Source organism: Catenulispora pinistramenti (assembly GCF_018274385.1).
GTDB classification, from domain to species: Bacteria; Actinomycetota; Actinomycetes; order Streptomycetales; family Catenulisporaceae; genus Catenulispora; species Catenulispora pinistramenti.
Genome location: NZ_JAAFYZ010000232.1, coordinates 1 through 16962, shown reverse-complemented (window position 1 = coordinate 16962; position 16962 = coordinate 1). Strand labels below are relative to the sequence as shown.

16 protein-coding genes are annotated in these 16962 nt (G+C 71.0%); 7 read left to right on the top strand and 9 right to left on the bottom strand.

Annotated features, from left to right (window positions below; translation table 11 throughout):
- Positions 1-104: 104 nt before the first annotated feature.
- The 6 genes from KGQ19_RS40355 to KGQ19_RS40330 all read right to left on the bottom strand — a co-directional run bounded on the left by KGQ19_RS40355 (position 105) and on the right by KGQ19_RS40330 (position 6964).
- Positions 105-623 carry a SigE family RNA polymerase sigma factor gene (locus KGQ19_RS40355; RefSeq protein ID WP_212019365.1) on the bottom strand — a complete coding sequence of 173 codons (519 nt, stop codon included), beginning with the start codon at positions 621-623 and terminating at the stop codon, positions 105-107.
- A 164-nt stretch (positions 624-787) separates the two neighbouring features.
- Entirely contained in the window at positions 788-1807 is a 1020-nt protein-coding gene (locus KGQ19_RS40350) for an SIS domain-containing protein (protein ID WP_212019373.1), read from the bottom strand.
- 60 nt (positions 1808-1867) lie between these two features.
- Entirely contained in the window at positions 1868-3556 is a 1689-nt protein-coding gene (locus KGQ19_RS40345) for a glycoside hydrolase family 3 N-terminal domain-containing protein (protein WP_212019363.1), read from the bottom strand.
- 15 nt (positions 3557-3571) lie between these two features.
- Positions 3572-4423, bottom strand: coding sequence for a carbohydrate ABC transporter permease (locus KGQ19_RS40340; protein WP_307856658.1), 852 nt, complete (start codon positions 4421-4423; stop codon positions 3572-3574).
- Positions 4420-5316 carry a carbohydrate ABC transporter permease gene (locus tag KGQ19_RS40335; RefSeq protein ID WP_212019361.1) on the bottom strand — a complete coding sequence of 299 codons (897 nt, stop codon included), beginning with the start codon at positions 5314-5316 and terminating at the stop codon, positions 4420-4422. The genes KGQ19_RS40340 and KGQ19_RS40335 overlap by 4 nt, the downstream gene beginning before the upstream one ends.
- Positions 5317-5578: 262 nt before the next feature.
- Entirely contained in the window at positions 5579-6964 is a 1386-nt protein-coding gene (locus KGQ19_RS40330; protein WP_212019359.1) for an extracellular solute-binding protein, read from the bottom strand.
- Positions 6965-7399: 435 nt separating this feature from the next.
- Here KGQ19_RS40330 and KGQ19_RS40325 point away from each other — a divergent pair, with 435 nt between their 5' ends.
- From KGQ19_RS40325 to bioB, 3 genes are all read left to right on the top strand, one after another.
- The gene (locus KGQ19_RS40325; protein ID WP_212019357.1) at positions 7400-8209 is read left to right on the top strand and encodes a GntR family transcriptional regulator; all 810 of its coding nucleotides are present in this window, start codon (positions 7400-7402) and stop codon (positions 8207-8209) included.
- A gap of 104 nt (positions 8210-8313) precedes the next feature.
- Positions 8314-9042: a dethiobiotin synthase gene (gene bioD / locus KGQ19_RS40320; RefSeq protein ID WP_212019355.1), complete on the top strand. Its 729-nt coding sequence runs from the start codon at positions 8314-8316 to the stop codon at positions 9040-9042.
- A gap of 3 nt (positions 9043-9045) precedes the next feature.
- Positions 9046-10059, top strand: a complete 1014-nt coding sequence (gene bioB, locus KGQ19_RS40315) for a biotin synthase BioB (RefSeq protein WP_212019353.1) — start codon at positions 9046-9048, stop codon at positions 10057-10059.
- Positions 10060-10096: 37 nt separating this feature from the next.
- Here the strand turns inward: bioB and KGQ19_RS40310 are convergent, their stop codons facing one another.
- Entirely contained in the window at positions 10097-10957 is an 861-nt protein-coding gene (locus tag KGQ19_RS40310) for a helix-turn-helix transcriptional regulator (RefSeq protein WP_212019351.1), read from the bottom strand.
- Between the two features lie 97 nt (positions 10958-11054).
- Between KGQ19_RS40310 and KGQ19_RS40305 the strand changes: the two genes are divergently transcribed.
- The 4 genes from KGQ19_RS40305 (at position 11055) to KGQ19_RS40290 (ending at position 15705) form a co-directional block, all read left to right on the top strand.
- Positions 11055-12146, top strand: coding sequence for an aldo/keto reductase (locus tag KGQ19_RS40305; protein ID WP_212019349.1), 1092 nt, complete (start codon positions 11055-11057; stop codon positions 12144-12146).
- Positions 12147-12367: 221 nt separating this feature from the next.
- On the top strand, positions 12368-14038 hold the full coding sequence (locus KGQ19_RS40300; RefSeq protein WP_212019347.1) for an acetolactate synthase: 1671 nt from the start codon (positions 12368-12370) through the stop codon (positions 14036-14038).
- 87 nt (positions 14039-14125) lie between these two features.
- Entirely contained in the window at positions 14126-14785 is a 660-nt protein-coding gene (locus KGQ19_RS40295; RefSeq protein WP_212019345.1) for a hypothetical protein, read from the top strand.
- A gap of 50 nt (positions 14786-14835) precedes the next feature.
- Positions 14836-15705 carry a class I SAM-dependent methyltransferase gene (locus KGQ19_RS40290; RefSeq protein WP_230420196.1) on the top strand — a complete coding sequence of 290 codons (870 nt, stop codon included), beginning with the start codon at positions 14836-14838 and terminating at the stop codon, positions 15703-15705.
- A 50-nt stretch (positions 15706-15755) separates the two neighbouring features.
- On the opposite strand, the gene KGQ19_RS40285 is transcribed toward KGQ19_RS40290, so the two are convergent.
- Both KGQ19_RS40285 and KGQ19_RS40280 read right to left on the bottom strand, forming a co-directional pair.
- The gene (locus KGQ19_RS40285; protein WP_212019367.1) at positions 15756-16097 is read right to left on the bottom strand and encodes a thioesterase family protein; all 342 of its coding nucleotides are present in this window, start codon (positions 16095-16097) and stop codon (positions 15756-15758) included.
- A gap of 137 nt (positions 16098-16234) precedes the next feature.
- A partial coding sequence (locus tag KGQ19_RS40280; protein ID WP_212019343.1) for an amino acid ABC transporter ATP-binding/permease protein occupies positions 16235-16962 on the bottom strand: 728 nt, incomplete at its 5' end.

The following is a 16962-nucleotide window of genomic DNA, read 5'->3' as shown; positions in this document are numbered from 1 at the left end:
CCCGCAGACTGCGCCGCCGCCCCCGCCGCATCGCGTCCGCGGCGCCGGGCAGCCCGCCCCGTGCGGTGCCCTGCTGCACGGCCCGTGCCAAGCCTTCGTCGAACTCAGACATAGTTCTCCGCCTCCTCGTTCTCATCCGCGTATTCGGAGACATGGCCGGCCAAGGCCCGGCGCCCCCGCGCCAGACGCGACTTCACCGTGCCGGTCGGGGCGCCGGTCTCCAGGGCGATCTCGTCCACGGTCCGGCCCACCAGGTGGTGCAGCACGATCGCCTGCCGCTGGTCGGCCGGGATCGCGCGCAGCGCGGCGACCAGTGCCAGGTGGTCTGGCGAGGTGCCCGGCTGCATGTCCGGCCGGGCGCCGCGCCGGTGCGCGCGCAGCCGGTTGGCCGTCCGGCGCCAGGAGCTGACCGCGATCCGGAAGGCGACCGTGCGGACCCACGCCTCGGGGTCCTCGTACGCCGCCACCCGGCCCCAGCGCTGCCAGGCCCGCGCGTAGGCCTCCTGGAGCGCGTCCTCGGCCTCGGCCAGATCACCGACCATCGCGTACACGTGGCCGAGCAGTCGGCGGTTCGAGGCGACGTAGAACGCCTCGAAGTCCGCCTCCGATCTCGCTGTACCCATCAAATCCGCCCCTTGTCGTCCGAGAGTGGCGATCGGCGCCACCGATCGGACACGCCCCGGCCCGGCCGCGGGTTCCCCCCGCGCCGCGGAAATCCCTGGAAAACCCGGAGCCCGCCGGTCCGAAGCGGACCGGCGGGCTCCGTGCCCACAGCAGAATGCGCTGCTCAGTGCGTCTGTGTCACCTTCGCCAGGGCCCGCGGCGCGTCCGGGTTCAGGCCCCGGCTCATCGTCACGTGATACGCCAGCTGCTGGAGCGGCAGGATCTCCAGGATCGGCGACAACTCCTCCGGGACCCCGGACGGCAGCACGAACCCGGCGGTCGCCCCGGCCACATGCTCGGCCGAACCGACCACGACCAGGTCCGCACCGCGCTCGTGCAGCCGCTCCAGCACCGGCTCCAGCGCCGCGCCGCCGGCCCCCTCGGCCGCCACCGCGACCACCGGGCTGACGTTGTCGACCATGGCCAGCGGCCCGTGCAGCAGGTCCGCGCCGGAGAAGGCGTGGGCCGGCAGGTAGCTGGTCTCCATGATCTTCAGCGCCGCCTCGCGCACCGTCGGGTAGGAGTAGCCGCGCGCGGTCAGGACCAGCCGGGAGGCGAAGCGGTAGCGCTGCGCCAGATCGGCCACCTCGGACTCGCGCGCCAGCACCGCGGCGGCCAGCTCCGGCAGCGCCTTGGCCGCCGAGCCGTCGCCGCCGCGCAGCGCGTCCACCAGCAGCCACAGCGTCAGCAGCTCGGCGGTGTACGTCTTGGTCGCCGGCAGCGCCAGCTCCGGACCGGCCAGGACGTCCAGGGACAGCTCGGAGGCCTGGTTCACCGGGGAGCCGGCGACGTTGGTCACCGCCAGCGTCAGGCCGCCGCGGGCCTTGGCCATCTCGGTGTACGCCACCAGGTCCGGGGACCCGCCGGACTGCGAGACCGTCACGCACAGCACGTCCCGCAGATCCGGCTCGGCGCGGTAGGCCGTGGTGGTCGACATCGAGGTCAGCCCGACCGGCAGGCCGAGCGCGATCTCCATCAGGTACTTGGCGTAGTACGCCGCGTTGTCGCTGGTCCCGCGGGCGGTGAGCAGCGCGAAGCGCGGGTGGGCCGCCTTCACCTGCTCGGCCGCCGCACGGATGCGCGGCAGCCCCTCGGTGAGGATCCGCTCCAAGACCGCCGGCTGTTCGGCGATCTCCCGGGCCATGATCTGTCCTGGTTTCAAGACCTGCCCCGATTCGGTCCCCTCGGGCTTGGCATCGCTCACCTAGGCCGTCCCTTCCGTCAGGAGCCGCGCGACCGCGAGCCCGGACACCAGCGCCGCACCATGAGTGGCGATCTGCGTCGCCCCGGCGGACTTCTCTCCCAGACCGTACGCGATCCCCATCTCCACCACGATCGCGTCCGGCCGGACGGCCGTCACGGCGGCCAGCGCCGAGGCCATCCAGGCGTGCCGGTGCGCGTCGCGCACCACCAGCACCAGGGACCGGCCCGCGGCGGCGGCCACTGTCTCGGAGACCGCGGCCGGGGTGTACACGATGGCGGCCGGACGCGGCCGCACCGCGTCCAGCGCGGCGGCGGTGTCGTCGTCACCGGCGAAGCTGGTCGGCGCGCCGGGCTCGACGAACCGCACCGCCGAGCTGCCGGCCGGCAGCTCGCCGAGCACCGGGCTCAGGCCCCAGGGCACCGCGGCGCCCGCCGCGTTGTTGGCCAGCGGCACGAACTCCAGGATCGAGGCCGGACCGGCCAGCGGGGCCAGCGGGGCACCGGAGACCCGGACCGCGCGCAGGGCGGCGGTCAGGCCGATGGAACCCGGGGCGTCCGGGACCTCCGAAGTGTCCGGAGTGTCCGAAGCAGCCAAGGCCGCCGGGGTGTCGCCCGGCGGCTCAGAGCCCGTACTCCCGGCCACCGCACCGCCGGCAGCGTGCGTCCCCTCCACGGTCGCACGCTGCTCGGCGGCCCAGGCCCCCAGCTCGCGCACCCGGGTGGCGGCGTCGTGCAGCCGCTCGGCGGGCAGCCTGCCGTCCCGCACCGCCTCGACCAGCGCGTCGCGCAGCATCAGGTAGTCGCACTCGTCCCGAAGGCCGCCGCCGACGCAGACCGCGTCCACTCCGGCCGCCAGGGCCAGGACCGTCCCCTCGGCGATCCCGAACGTGTCGGCGATGGCGGCCATCTCGATGCCGTCGGTGACCACCAGCCCGGTGAAGCCCAGTTCGCCGCGCAGCAGGTCCACCAGGACCTTGCGACTCATGGTCGACGGGAACTCCGGGTCGTAGCGGGGCGCCAGGATGTGCGCGGTCATCACCGACTTCACCCCGGCCTGGATCGCGGCCCGGAACGGCGCCAGGTGCTTGGCCCACTCCTCGTCGGAGTGCTGCACCAGCGGCAGCCCGTGGTGCGAGTCCACGGCCGTGTCGCCGTGCCCGGGGAAGTGCTTGGCGCACCCGGCCACCCCGGCCGCCTGGAGGCCCCTGACATACGCCGCGGAGTGCCGCGCCGCCACGCCCGGGTCGGCCCCGAAGGACCGGGTCCCGATCACCGGGTTGTCCGGATTGGTGTTCAGGTCCGCGTCCGGGGCGTAGTTCAGGTTGATCCCGGCGCGCTGCAACGAGCGCCCGATCTGCCGGGCCACCGTCTCGGTCAGCTCCGGGTCGTCCACGAACCCCAGGGCGTAGTTGCCCGGGAACGCCGACCCGGTGGCGACGTCGAGCCGGGTGACGTCGCCCCCTTCCTCGTCCACCGCGACCAGCACGTGCGGGTTCTCGGCCCGCAGCGCCGCCGACAGTTCGCCGGTGCGTTCCGGCGTCGCGGCTATGTTCCGTCCGTAATAGGCGACTCCGCCCAGGCCGTCCTCCGTCAGGGCGCGACGCACCCAGTCGGGAACCCGGCCGGAGTCGTCATTGACGAACCCCGGCTGGAGGACGGCGGCGGCGTCGCGCAGCAGTTGCTCTCCCATGCGCGCGCCGACCCCTTACCCCTTCACCGCGCCGGCGGTGAGACCGGTCGAAAGGCGGCTTTGGAAGATGGTGAACAAGATGATGACGGGAGCGGCGATGATCAGCGCTCCGGCCATCTGCCCGGAGTAGTCCGAGCCGTGCGACGGGGTGCTGCTGAAGAACGTCAGCCACACCATCGCGGTCTTGTTCTGGGCCGGCCCCATGATCTGCCGCGCCATCACGAACTCGTTCCAGGCCTGGATCCAGGCGAACACGCCGGTGGACACCAGCCCGGGGGCCAGCAGCGGCAGCACGACCCGGCGGAAGGCTTGGGCCTTGGTGCAGCCGTCGACCATGGCCGCCTCGTCCAGCTCGGCCGGGATGCCGACGATGTAGGTGCGCAGCGTCCAGATGATGAACGGGATGGTGAAGACCAGGTAGGCCAGGATGAGCCCGAGCAGCGAGCCGATCAGGTTCGCGGAGTTCAGCACCGGCAGCAGGCCGACCAGGATGGTGACCAACGGCACCATCTGGACCACCAGGATCGCCACGATGAACGGCTTGCGGCCGCGGAAGTCGAAGCGGGCCACGGCCAGCGCCGCCAGCAGGCCGACGACCAGGCTGATGGCCACCGAGCCGAGGGTGATCACGACGGTGTTCCACAGGTTCGCGCCGAAGTTGTCGTCCATGGCGGAGGAGAACGACGAGAAGTCCCAGTGCGAGGGCCAGAACGTCGGGTGTTGCGCGATGAGGTCCTTGTTCGACTTCACCGTGGTCAGGAGCATCCAGTAGATCGGGAAGCCCAGCACGATGGACACCACCATCGCTACGGTGTTCCAGAAGGCGGTGGTCATGGCCCGGCGTGGGGCCCGGCGGTAGGTGCTCACTTCTGATCCCCGATCCTGAGCATCTGACGGATGTAGAAGACGAGCACCAGCATCATGATGACGATCATCGCGACCGAGATGACCGCGCCGTCGCTGTACCGGTTCCGGTCGAAGGCCTGCTCGAACAGGTAGACGCCGATGGTCCAGTACCCCTGCTCGGGCGCGCCGTTGCGCATGGTCCAGATCTGGTTGAAGACCTGGAAGTCCCAGATGAAGGACAGCGCCGTGGTGATCAGCAGCAGCGGCCGCAGGATCGGCAGCGTCACGTTCCGGTAGACCTGCAGCGGCGAGGCGCCGTCGACCCGGGCCGCCTCCTTGAGCTCGGTGGGCACCTGCGTCATCCCCGCGTGCAGGGCCAGGACCAGGAACGGCAGCGCGCCCCAGACCACCACCGAGGTGACCACGACATAAAGGCCCTGATTCGGATCGGCGAACCAGTCGTGGTGCAGCATCCCCTTGAAGCCGACCAGGTAGAGGATGTAGTCGATGACGCCGTAGGCGTTGTCGAACAGCCAGCGGAACACGGTGCCGGTGACGATCGTCGGCATGGACCAGACGAACAACAGCACCGTGATCAGGGTGACCCGGGCCCACGGCGAGATCCGGCCCAGCAGCGCGGCGATGGCCATCGCGATGAGCATGCTCAGCCCCACGTTCAGGGCCGTCCAGATCAGGGTCCGGCGGATCACCTGCCAGAACAACGGGTCCGACAGGATCGAGCTGAAGGTCTGGAAGCCGACGTAGCTGACCAGGCTGGGATTGACGAACTTGCGGTAGTTGTTCATGTTCTGGAACGCCAGCAGGACCATCCGCACCAGCGGATAGCCCATCATCGTCGCGAGCACGACGACCGAGGGCGCCAGGAAGAGATAGGGCAGGGACTTGCCCCGCACGGTCACGCCCCGCCGTTTCGGCGGTGGACTTTGGACCTCCCGTTGGGAAGGCCGGTTCTGGGTAACACTCATCGGATCCGCGATCCTCTCGGGCGCCCGGCGCTGATGGCGACTCGCAGGCGGCGGCAAGGAAGCGGCCGGCGGTGAGGAACCCCCTCACGACGCCGGCCACTCAGGTGTTCTGTGTCGGGGTGTGCTGCGGCGGTGCGACCGGCTCCCCAGCCGGCCGCACTCCGCTCCCCCCTTGTCGATCAGTCGCGAGTCAGCTGTTGAGGTCCTTCAGGATGCTGGCCTGCAGACTCTTCAGCACGGTCGCCGGATCCTGACCGGAGGCGATCTGCCCGAACGCGGTCTTCAGCTGGGTCTCGTCGGCCGGGGCCCAGTTCGGCGAGTTCGGGATGAACCAGGTGACGCCCTTGGCCGCGTCGCCGGTGGCCTTGTTGGCCGGGTCGGCGGCGATGTAGTCGTCGATCTGGGTCTTGTTGTTCGGGATCGCCTTCTGCGCCAGCAGCTTCATGCTGGTGGTGTCGGTGAAGATGCGGATCCACTCCTCACCGAGCTTGCCGTTGGCCGCCTTGCTCGGCACCGCCAGGTTCGAGCCGCCCAGGAACGCCGGGGTCGGCGCGTCGGCGGTCACGCCGGGGACGGCGATCTCGGCCAGGTCGTTCTTCAGCGTGGGGTCGCCGACCTTGGGGTCGTAGACCTGCGCGGCCTCCCAGCCGTTGCCGATGATGGCCGAGATGTTGCCCTTGGCCATCAAGGCGTCCTGGTCGGTCTCGTCCTTGGTGGCGCCACCGACCGAGTAGTTCTTCTGCAGGTCGTCCCAGGTCTGGATGCCCTGCAGGAACTTCGGGTCGGTCATCGTGCCGGTGAAGTTGGTGCCGTCGGACTTGGCGATGACGCCGCTGACGCCGTAGGTGCCGGCGCCGAAGGAGATGGCGGTGTACCAGTTCTGGCCCGGCAGGTAGAGCGCCGAGAAGTTGGCCTTGGCGGCGTTGGCCGTCTTGACCTTGTCCAGGTCCGCCTTCAGCTCGTCGATGGTGGTGGGCGGGGTGGTCACCCCGGCCGCGTCCCACAGGTCCTTGCGGTAGATCAGGACGCGCGAGCCGGCGTAGTAGGGGATCGCGTACTGCTTGCTGCCGTCCGGCGAGGCGCCGGAGGCGGCCAGGCTGTCCAGCCAGGCGCTGGAGTTGTCGAACTTGGACTTGTCCCCGGTCAGGTCCACCAGCTGGTTCGCGCCGATGTACTTGGCGGTCTGGGTGTTGCCCAGCTCCATCGCGTCTGGAGCCGACGAGGAGCCGATGGCGGCGTCCACGGTCTGGCCGTAGTTGGTCCAGGTCTGCCAGTTGATCTTCACCTGGGCGCCGGTCTCGGCGGTGAAGCGCTGGTTGGCCTGGTCGACGACGTTCTCCCAGCCCTTCTGCGCGTCCTGCATCAGCCAGATGTTGACGGTCTTGCCCTTGCCGTCGGTGGTGATCGGCGAACCGGTGGAACCGGTGCCGCCGGTACCCAGCTGGTTCGAGGACGGGGCCGCGGTGGTGCCGGTGCCACTCGCCGCGTTGCCGCTGGACTTCGACGAGCTACACGCGGAAGCCATGAGCGCCACGGCCACGGCCGCCGACGACAGGGCTATGAGCTTGCGCCTCATGCCGTACTCCTTGGTAGGTGAGGGATCTGTTGGATCCACGGCGACCACCAAGGACGTCACCGACCGCGCGACACGGCAACCCTGAGCGATGCCGTCCCGTGCTGCGTTTGATCGGTGTATCCGGTCTCGTGGATCTGTTGTGGTCGGCACCCGGGAACAACAGGGCTGTGTCCTACCGCCGAGAGGCGCCTCCTGAAGCGCCCGGCGTGCCCTTCCCGATTGGTTTAGACCAGTCCGGAGACTGGCATAGACCACTGGGGCCGTCAAGACTGCGCGACCTCGGTTGTCCAAGCCGTTACCAAGACGCAACCAGCACTGACATACATAATCCCGTCCCAGGTAAACCCCGGTATCCGAACAAAGTCGGCACCGAGATCGCCCGGCTGGACACACACGCGGGTCCATGGCACTTTGGGCCACGAGGAGGGGCCGTTCATGACCGCAGAACCCGCGAATATCGCTCTGGAGGCGCAAGGGCCGCCGACGCAGAGCCCGGCGCTGGAATCAGGGCTGGAATCAGCCCTGGAAACCGTGCGCGTGCCGAAGTACTACCGCCTGAAGCAACACCTGCTCGACCTCACCCAGACGATGCCCCCGGGCACCCCGGTCCCCCCGGAACGCCTGCTCGCGACCGAGTTCGACACCTCGCGCACCACCGTCCGGCAGGCACTGGCCGAGCTGGTGGTGGAGGGCCGGCTGGAGCGGATCCAGGGCAAGGGCACCTTCGTGGCCAAGCCGAAGGTGGCGCAGTCGCTGCAGCTGACCTCTTACACCGAGGACATGCGGGCCCAGGGGCTGGAGCCGACCTCGCGGCTGCTGGAGATGGAATACGTCGCCGCCGGCGTGGAACTCGGCGAGCGGCTGGGCATCCGGGCCTCGGCCAAGGTGCTGCGGATCAGCCGGCTGCGACTGGCCAACGGCGAGCCGATGGCGATCGAGACCACCCACCTTTCCCAGCAGCGGTTCCCCAACCTGCGCAAGCTGCTCGGCCGCTACTCCTCGCTGTACACGGCGCTGGCCGAGGAGTACGGCGTGCACCTGGGCGAGGCCGAGGAGACCATCGAGACCGCGCTGGCCACCCCGACCGAGGCCGGTCTGCTCGGCACCGACACCGGCCTGCCGATGCTGCTGCTGTCCCGGCACTCGATCGACACCGAGGGCGAGCCGGTGGAGTGGGTGCGCTCGGTCTACCGCGGCGACCGGTACAAGTTCGTGGCCCGGTTGAAGCGGCCCGACGACGAGTAGCCGGCGACCAGAGGGCCGGTAGCGGCCCGGCCGGCCCCGGGAGCGTGTCCCAACTCACCCCGCGATCGCACGGCCGGGGCCCGAGCCTCCCGTAAAGTCGCGTCGTGTCCATCGTCGTAGTCACCGGAACCAACACCGACGTCGGCAAGACCGTCGTCACGGCCGCCGTCGCCACCCTGGCCGCCGCCCGCGGCAGCTCCGTGGCCGTGGTGAAGCCGGCGCAGACCGGGGTCACCCCGGACGGGCCCGGCGATCTGGCGACCGTGCGGCAGCTGGCCGGTGTGACCGATCTGCACGAGTACGTCCGCTACCCGGACCCGCTCTCCCCGGCCGCCGCCGCCCGCCGTTCGGGCATCGCGCCGCTGGACTTCGACGACACCGTCCGGCGCATCCAGGACCTGGCCGCCAGCCGCCGCCTGGTCCTCGTCGAGGGCGCCGGGGGCCTGCTGGTCCGCAACGACGAGGACGGCAGCACGCTGGCCGACCTGGCGCACGCGCTCAAGGCGCCGCTGCTGCTGGTCGCGCACCCGAGCCTGGGCACCCTGAACATCGCCGCGCTCACCCTGGAGGCCATGGCCGCCCGCGGCCTGGACCTGGCCGGCATCGTGCTCGGCTCCTGGCCGGCCACCCCGGACCTGGCGATGCGCAGCAACATCCGCGACCTGGAGACGATCGGCGCCCGGCCGCTGGCCGGCGCGCTTCCCGCGGGCGCCGGGCGGCTGGACCCCGCCGACTTCCTGCTCGCCGCCCGGGCCGGACTGGCCCCGGCGTTCGGCGGCACCTTCGATCCGGCAGAATTTCGGCAGACCTGGGACCCTCGGAAGGCGGCCTGACTTATGACAACCACCGAACAAGACCTCGACATCCTCGGAGCCGCCCGGCGCCAGGTGCTGGACGAGGGCGTGGGGCTGACCGAGGAGCAGGTGCTTCAGGTTCTGCGGCTGCCCGACGAGGCGCTGCCGGAGCTGCTGCGGCTGGCGCACGAGGTCCGCGAGAAGTGGTGCGGCCCGGAGGTCGAGGTCGAGGGCATCGTCTCGGTGAAGACCGGCGGCTGCCCCGAGGACTGCCACTTCTGTTCGCAGTCCGGCCTGTTCCCCTCCCCGGTGCGCGCCGCGTGGCTCAACATCCCCGAACTCGTCGAGGCGGCCAAGCAGACCGCGGCCACCGGCGCCACCGAGTTCTGCATCGTCGCGGCGGTCCGCGGCCCGGACGAGCGCCTGATGAAGCAGATGCGCCAGGGCGTGAAGGCGATCCAGGACGCGGTCGACATCCAGGTCGCCGCCTCGCTCGGGATGCTGACCCAGGAGCAGGTCGACGACCTGGCCGACATGGGCGTGCACCGCTACAACCACAACCTGGAGACCGCGCGTTCCCACTTCCCCAACGTGGTCACCACCCACACCTGGGAGGAGCGCTGGGACACCCTGACCATGGTCCGCGATGCCGGCATGGAGGTCTGCTGCGGCGGCATCGTCGGCATGGGCGAGAGCCTGGAGCAGCGCGCCGAGTTCGCCGCGCAGCTGGCGTCCCTGACCCCGGACGAGGTCCCGCTCAACTTCCTCAACCCGCGCCCGGGCACGCCGTTCGGCGACATGGAGCCGATCGGCGCCAAGGAGGCGCTGAAGACCATCGCCGCCTTCCGGCTGGCGCTGCCGCGCACCATCCTGCGCTACGCCGGCGGCCGCGAGATCACCCTGGGCGACCTGGGCACCGAGCAGGGGCTGCTGGGCGGGATCAACGCGGTCATCGTCGGCAACTACCTGACGACGCTGGGCCGCTCCCCCGAGGAGGACCTGGCGCTGCTGACCAAGCTGGAGATGCCGATCAAGGAGCTGTCGAAGACGCTGTAGCGGCCGGCCGACACGGCCACAGGGCGGTCCGGGGCGGTCATCCGACCCGGGCCGTCGCCGTCCAGGCCGCCAGCAGCCGCAGCGCCGCCTCGGACGGCGACCCCTCCGGCACGGTGTGCAGGATCAGCGCCTGGTCCGGGTCATCGGGGGCGCGGAAGGCCTCGTACTCCAGGGTGATCTCACCGACGACCGGGTTCCGGTAGGTGTAGCTGCCGTGCGTCTTGTCGCGCACGTCGTGCCGCGCCCACACCTGAGCGAAGTCCGGGTTCCGGCACAGTTGTCCGATCAGCGTGCCGAGCGCCGGATCCTCGGGATGCCGGCCGAGGTCCAACCGCAGATACGCCGCGATGTCCGCCATCTTCCCCACCGGGTCCGCGAACAACGCACGGAAGCCCTCGTCGTGGCAGACCAGCCAGGCGAGATTGCGTTCGTGCGGAGCGAGGGTCTCGAAGTCGGTCATCAGCGCTACCGTGAGCCCGTTCCAGGCCAGCACATCGGTGCCCAGGCCCACGATGTAGGCCGGGACGTCGGTCGTGGACTCCAACAGCCGCTGGAGCCCGGGCCGTACCCACTGCGGCTCCCGCTTGCCAGTCCCCTGGTACACCTGCGACTGGCCGGGCCGCGCCAGCCGGTACAGGTGCTCGCGCTCCGTCGGATCCAGCTTCAGCGTCCGGGCCACGGCGTCGAGGACCTCCTCGGAGAACTGGAGCGCGCGGCCCTGTTCCAGCCGCACGTAGTGGTCCACGCTGACCCCGGCCAGCAGCGCCAACTCCTCGCGGCGCAGCCCGGGAACCCGGCGCCGGCCGCCGTAGTCGGGCAGGCCCACGTCGGCCGGGTTCAGCCGGGCCCGCCGGGAGCGCAGGAACTCGCCGAGTTCGGCGCGTCTGTCGAGGGTCATGACTCCTGCCTAACACGCGCGGCGCATCCTGGTCATCCCGTGCCTAGGCTTCGCGCGGTCCTGGGTAACCGTCCACGCGAGGCGGATCGTCGTGGGCATGACGAACGAGACGACACAGCAGAGCACGAACACCGCCCTGGACACCGCCCGCCTCGGCACCACCGACCTGACCATCACGCGCGTCGGCTTCGGCTCCTGGGCCGTCTCCGGCAGCGGCTGGAGCTACAGCTGGGGCGCCACCGACGACGCCGAATCGGTCGCCGCGATCCGGCACGCGGTCGACTCCGGCGTCAACTGGATCGACACCGCCCCGGTCTACGGTCTCGGCCACTCCGAGGAACTGGTCGGCAAGGCGGTCTCGGCCTACTCCGAGGCCGACCGGCCCTACCTCTTCACCAAGGCCGGGCTGGTCTGGGACCCGGAGAACCCGCAGGCCGCGCCGATCCGCACGATGCGGCCGGCCGGCGTGCGCCGGGAGCTGGAGGCCTCGCTGCGGCGCCTGGGCGTGGAGCAGATCGACCTGTACCAGGTGCACTGGCCGGACACCGGCAAGGCGCTGAGCTTCGTCCCCGGCGACGCCGGCGACGGCTCGGTCTCCCCGGACCACACCCCGCTGGCCGAGTACTGGCAGCTGATGGCCGATCTGAAGGCGGAGGGCAAGGTGCGCGCGATCGCGCTGTCCAACCACAGCGCCGAGGAGTTGGCCGTGGCCGAGTCCATCGCGCACGTCGACGCCGTCCAGCCGCCGTTCTCCGCGATCAACCGCTCGGCCGCGGCGGACATCGCGTGGGCGAAGGCGCATGACACCGGCGTCATCGTCTACTCGCCGATGCAGTCCGGCCTGCTCACCGGGGCGTTCTCGGCCGAGCGGGTGGCGAACCTGCCGGCCGACGACTGGCGCCGCGAGAGCGCGGACTTCACCTCCGGGCTGGCCGCGAACCTCCAGGTGGCCGAGGCGCTGCGGCCGATCGCGGCGCGGCACGGCGTCAGCGTCGCCGAGGTCGCGATCGCGTGGACGCTGGCCTGGCCGGGCGTCACCGGGGCCATCGTCGGGGCGCGCAAGGCCGCGCAGGTGGACGGCTGGCTGCACGCGGGGGCGCTGCGGCTGACCGAGCAGGACCGGGCCGAGGTCACCGCCGCGATCCGGGTCTCCGGGGCCGGGTTCGGGCCCGCGACCGCGACCGCGTAGCGCGATCCGGCGAGGTCCCGGAAACAGTCCCGGCCGATCATCCCGGCCGGGACTTCCGTGTGGCTCCGCCGCCCCGGCGGCGGGGTGATGACACCGCGTCGCCGGGCGATGAGGATCGACCGGTAGACCCTTGCGGAAGCCGGGTGCGGGCGGAAAGCTACTGACTCGTAACTTCGCCCCAGTCCGCCCAGTCCGCCTGAACCGCCCGCAGGGGAGCCGTCGTGACCGAAGCACAGCCCGAAACCCCGCAACCGCTGCACGGCGGCCAGATCTCCGTCGAGGTGGCCCGCGCGCACGGCGTCGAGACCATGTTCACGCTCTCCGGCGGACACGTCTTCTCGCTCTACGACGGAGCGGTGAAGGCCGACCCGCCGATGCCGATCCTGGACGTCCGGCACGAGCAGACCGCGGTCTTCGCCGCCGAGGCCACCGCCAAGCTGACCCGCAAGCCGGGCCTGGCGGTCCTGACCGCCGGGCCCGGCATCACCAACGGCGTCTCGGCGGTGACCACCGCGCACTTCAACGGCTCACCGGTGGTCGTGCTCGGCGGCCGGGCCGCGGATTCCAACTGGGGCAAGGGCGCGTTGCAGGAACTGGACCACCCGCCGCTGCTGGCGCCGGTCACCAAGCACTCGGCGACCGTCCACACCACGGCGACGCTGGCCGCGGACCTGGACGACGCCTTCGCCCTGGCCGACGCGCCGCATCGCGGTCCGGTCTTCCTCGACCTGTCGCTGGAGGCGGCGTTCGACGTGGACGCCAAGCCGTTGCCGACGGTCGGCGCCCGCAAGGCGGTCGCCCCGGATCCGGAGGCGCTGGCGAAGATCGGCGATCTGCTGGCCCGCGCCGCCAAGCCGGTGCTGGTACTGGGCTCCGACGTCTGGATGGACGGCGCCGAGACCGCCGCGGTGGCCTTCGCCGAGGAGACCGGCGTCCCGGTCATCACCAACGGCATGGGCCGCGGCATCCTGCCGCGCGGCCACCGACAGCTGGTCACCCGGGCCCGCTCGGCGGCGTTCGGCGGCGCGGACCTGGTGATCGTCGTCGGCACCCCGCTGGACTTCCGCCTGGGCTACGGGTTGTTCGGCGGCCGTGACGGCAACCCGCTGGCGCCGGTGGTCCACCTGGTCGACTCCCCGGAGCAGATCAGCGGCCACGTCGGGCTGGCGGCGAGCGCGGCCGGCGACCTGGCCGCGGCCTTCGAGGGCATCGCGGAGTCCTGGCGTAAGGGTGCGAAGTCCGGTGCCTACACGGACTGGCTGACCGCGTTGCAGGACAAGGCTTCCGCGGCCATCGCCGCCGACCGGGACCTGCTGACGTCCGCGTCCGACCCCATCCACCCGGCCCGCATCTACGGCGAACTGCTGCCCCGGCTGGCCGACGACGCGGTGGTGATCGGCGACGGCGGCGACTTCGTGTCGTTCGCCGGCCGGTTCGTGGAGCCGGGCCGGGCCGGCTGCTGGCTGGACCCGGGCCCCTACGGCTGCCTGGGCACCGGCCTGGGCTACGCGATCGCGGCCCGGCTGGCGCGGCCGACGTCGCAGGTGGTGCTGATGGTCGGGGACGGCGCCGCCGGCTTCTCGCTGATGGACGTGGACACCCTGGTACGGCACGGGCTGCCGGTGGTGATGGTGATGGGCAACAACGCGTGCTGGGGCTTGGAGAAGCACCCGATGCAGGCGCTGTACGGCTACGACGTCGCCGCCGACCTGAACCCGGACGCCCGCTACGACAAGGTGGTCGAGGCGCTGGGCGGCGGCGGGGAGTTCGTCACCGACCCGGGGCAGATCGGGCCGGCCCTGGACCGGGCATTCGCCTCGGGGCTGCCGTACCTGGTCAATATCGCGACCGACCAGACCATCGCGTATCCGCGCTCGACCACGGGGCTGTGAGTATCGACTGGATATCGCGCGAGTACCGAGTACCGAGTACCGAGCTGAGAGTGTCGCAGCCTGGCGGAGTTTTGTAGTCTCCAGCGCGTGACTGACTGGGTGACCATATCCTCGCTGGCCACCGCCGGGACCACGGTGATCCTGGCGGCGGCCACGCTGAAGTCGGTGCGCTCGGCCTCGCGCGCCGCGGCCGCCGCCGAGCGGGCCGTGCTGGTGGGCCTGCGGCCGGTACTGCTGAACTCCCGCCTGACCGACCGGGACGAGAAGATCTTCTGGGCCGACGACCACTGGGCCGTGGTGAGCGGCGGGCGCGGCTACGCCGAGATCGTGGACGGGAACGTGTACTTCGCGATCTCGGTACGCAACGCCGGCGCCGGGCTGGCGGTGTTGCAGGGGTGGTCCGTCTCCGAAGAACGCCGCGGTCCGGAGGACGAGCACACGGCGCTCACCGACTACCGCCGGATGATCCGCGATCTGTTCATCCCCGCCCACGACGTCGGCTACTGGCACGCCGCGATGCGCGACACCGACGACCCGCAGTACGACGCCATGGTGGCGGCGATCAAGGAGCGGCGGGTGTTCACCGTCGAGGTCCTCTACAGCGACCACGAGGGCGGGCAGAGCAGCATCTGCCGGTTCGTGCTGCGGCCGCGGGACAAAGACGGGAATCCGGCGGACTGGCTCACCGGGGTGGGGCGGCACTGGAATCTGGACCGGCCGGATCCGCGGAGTACGCAGTATGCGTAAGGCGCAATTCCCTTTGATCACCGGTTGGGGACGAAGCTAGCGTCAGATACATGAACTCCGAGTACATGAGCTCCGAGACGAATGCGCCCGGTCCCAGTCCCAGCCCCAGTCCCGATCCCGGGAAGTGGCTGGAGTACAACCGCGCCAACTGGGACGAGCGGGTACCGATCCACGTCGACGGCGACTTCTACGACCTCGCCTCGTTCGTCGCGGGGCGGGAGGCGCTGGCGGAGTTCGAGCTGGCCGAGGTCGGAGACGTACGGGGCAAGCGGCTGCTGCATCTGCAGAGCCACATCGGCACCGAGACCCTGGGCTGGGCCCGGCACGGGGCCGTGGTGACCGGACTGGACTTCTCGGGGCCGGCGATGGCCGCCGCGGCTTCGCTCGCGGAGCGGATCGGCGTCACCGACTCGCGCTGGTTCACGTCGGACGTCTACGACGCGGCTGAGACGCTGGGCGGGGAGCAGTTCGACGTCGTGTACACGGGCAAGGGCGCGCTGTGCTGGCTGCCGGACATCGCACGGTGGGCTCGGGTGGCGGCTTCGGTGGTGAAGCCGGGCGGGTTCCTGTACCTGTCGGAGTTCCACCCGTTCGGGAACACGCTCCGCGAGGAGGACGGCCGGACGGTCGGGTACGACTACTTCGACGCATCGCCGCAGGTGTGGGACGAACCGGGGACGTACGCGGACTCCGCCGCGGCGACGCGGGAGAACGTCACGATCGAGTTCAACCACGGGCTCGGGGACATCGTCAGCGCCCTGATCGCGGCCGGGCTGCGGTTGGAGTTCCTGCACGAGTTCGACATGACGATGTTCGCCCGGTATCAGGTCCTTGAGAAGCGTGACCGGTTCTACCGGCTGCCCGAGGGGATGCCGCGGGTGCCTTTGATGTTCTCGCTGCGGGCTTCCAAGCCGGTATAGCCGCTTACCGGTTTTGTTACCGCGTCTACGGTGTCTACCGCGCCTATCGGCTACAGCTTCGCCATGAAGCGGTCGGCGTTGACGATGACGCGGGTGATCTCGCCTTCGCCGACCAGCCGGCCGGCGGCGTCGTGGGCGGCCACGGTGAAGCGCAGGAGGCGGTCGTCGCGGTGCGCGAGTTCGGCGGCGGCGGTGACGGTGCCGCCGACCGGGGTCGGGTAGACGTGGTCGAAGCGGATGCGGGTGCCCACGGTGGTCTGGCCCTCCGCGAGGAGCGGCGCGGCCGCCGCGACCGTCGCCTGCTCGGCGAGGGCGACGAGGCGGGGCGTGCCGAGGACCGGGAGGTCGCCGGAGCCGATGGCTTGGGCGGTGTCGGCTTCGGTGACGTGCAGGGCGACCTGTGCTGTCGGAACAGGCTGTGCTGCCTGAGCGGCCTGGCCGCTGTGCGCGCTTTGCGGCTGGCTCGGCGTGCTCTCGGCGCTCTCGGCGCTCTCGGCGCTTTCAGTGCTGTCGGTGCTGTCGGCTTCGGTCACGCGTAGACCCTACACAGGCTGTGGAAGACGCCCCGCCGGCTCATGAGCTCCGGCCAGGTGCCGCGTTCCACGACCTGGCCGGCGTCCAGCACCACGATCTCATCGACGTGCTCCAGCCCGGCGAGGCGATGCGTGACCAGGAGCGTGGTCTGCGGCAGGGCGAGGAGATCGCGCAGGAGCGCGTCGGCGGTGGCCGGGTCGAGGTGCTCGGTGGGCTCGTCGAGGAGCAGCACCGGGAAGTCGGCCAGCAGCGCGCGGGCCAACACCAGGCGACGATGCTGGCCGCCGGAAAGGCGCGCGCCATGCTCACCGACGAAGGTGTCGAGCCCGCGCGGGAGAGTGCCGACCCAGTCGGCGAGGCGGGCTTGCCGCAGCACCGAGACGAGCTCCGCATCACTCGCGTCGGGACGGGCCAGCCGCAGGTTCTCGCGCAGGGTGCTGTCGAAGACGTGGGCGTCCTGCGCACACAGGCCGACGACGCGCCGCACGTCCTCGGGCCGCAGGGCAGCGGTGGGAACGCCGCCGAGGGTGATGGACGCGGGGTCCGCGGGGTCGACAAGGCGGAGCAGGGCACTGATGAGCGTGGTCTTGCCCGAGCCGCTGGGCCCGACCACGGCGACCTTGCGGCCCGGTGCCAGATCCAGGTCGAGCTGCTGGAAGGCGGGGCTGGTGCGACCGGGCCAGGTGACCTGGAGGGCTCGGGTGGTGATGGTGGGGTGGGCGG

Coding starts and splice junctions, on each gene's coding strand:
- bioB (WP_212019353.1), top strand. CDS start 9,046: ATGACAACCACCGAACAAGACCTCGACATCCTCGGAGCCGCCCGGCGC.
- KGQ19_RS40330 (WP_212019359.1), bottom strand. CDS start 6,964: ATGAGGCGCAAGCTCATAGCCCTGTCGTCGGCGGCCGTGGCCGTGGCG.
- KGQ19_RS40290 (WP_230420196.1), top strand. CDS start 14,836: ATGAACTCCGAGTACATGAGCTCCGAGACGAATGCGCCCGGTCCCAGT.
- KGQ19_RS40305 (WP_212019349.1), top strand. CDS start 11,055: ATGACGAACGAGACGACACAGCAGAGCACGAACACCGCCCTGGACACC.
- KGQ19_RS40325 (WP_212019357.1), top strand. CDS start 7,400: ATGACCGCAGAACCCGCGAATATCGCTCTGGAGGCGCAAGGGCCGCCG.
- KGQ19_RS40310 (WP_212019351.1), bottom strand. CDS start 10,957: ATGACCCTCGACAGACGCGCCGAACTCGGCGAGTTCCTGCGCTCCCGG.
- KGQ19_RS40355 (WP_212019365.1), bottom strand. CDS start 623: ATGGGTACAGCGAGATCGGAGGCGGACTTCGAGGCGTTCTACGTCGCC.
- KGQ19_RS40350 (WP_212019373.1), bottom strand. CDS start 1,807: ATGGCCCGGGAGATCGCCGAACAGCCGGCGGTCTTGGAGCGGATCCTC.
- KGQ19_RS40345 (WP_212019363.1), bottom strand. CDS start 3,556: ATGGGAGAGCAACTGCTGCGCGACGCCGCCGCCGTCCTCCAGCCGGGG.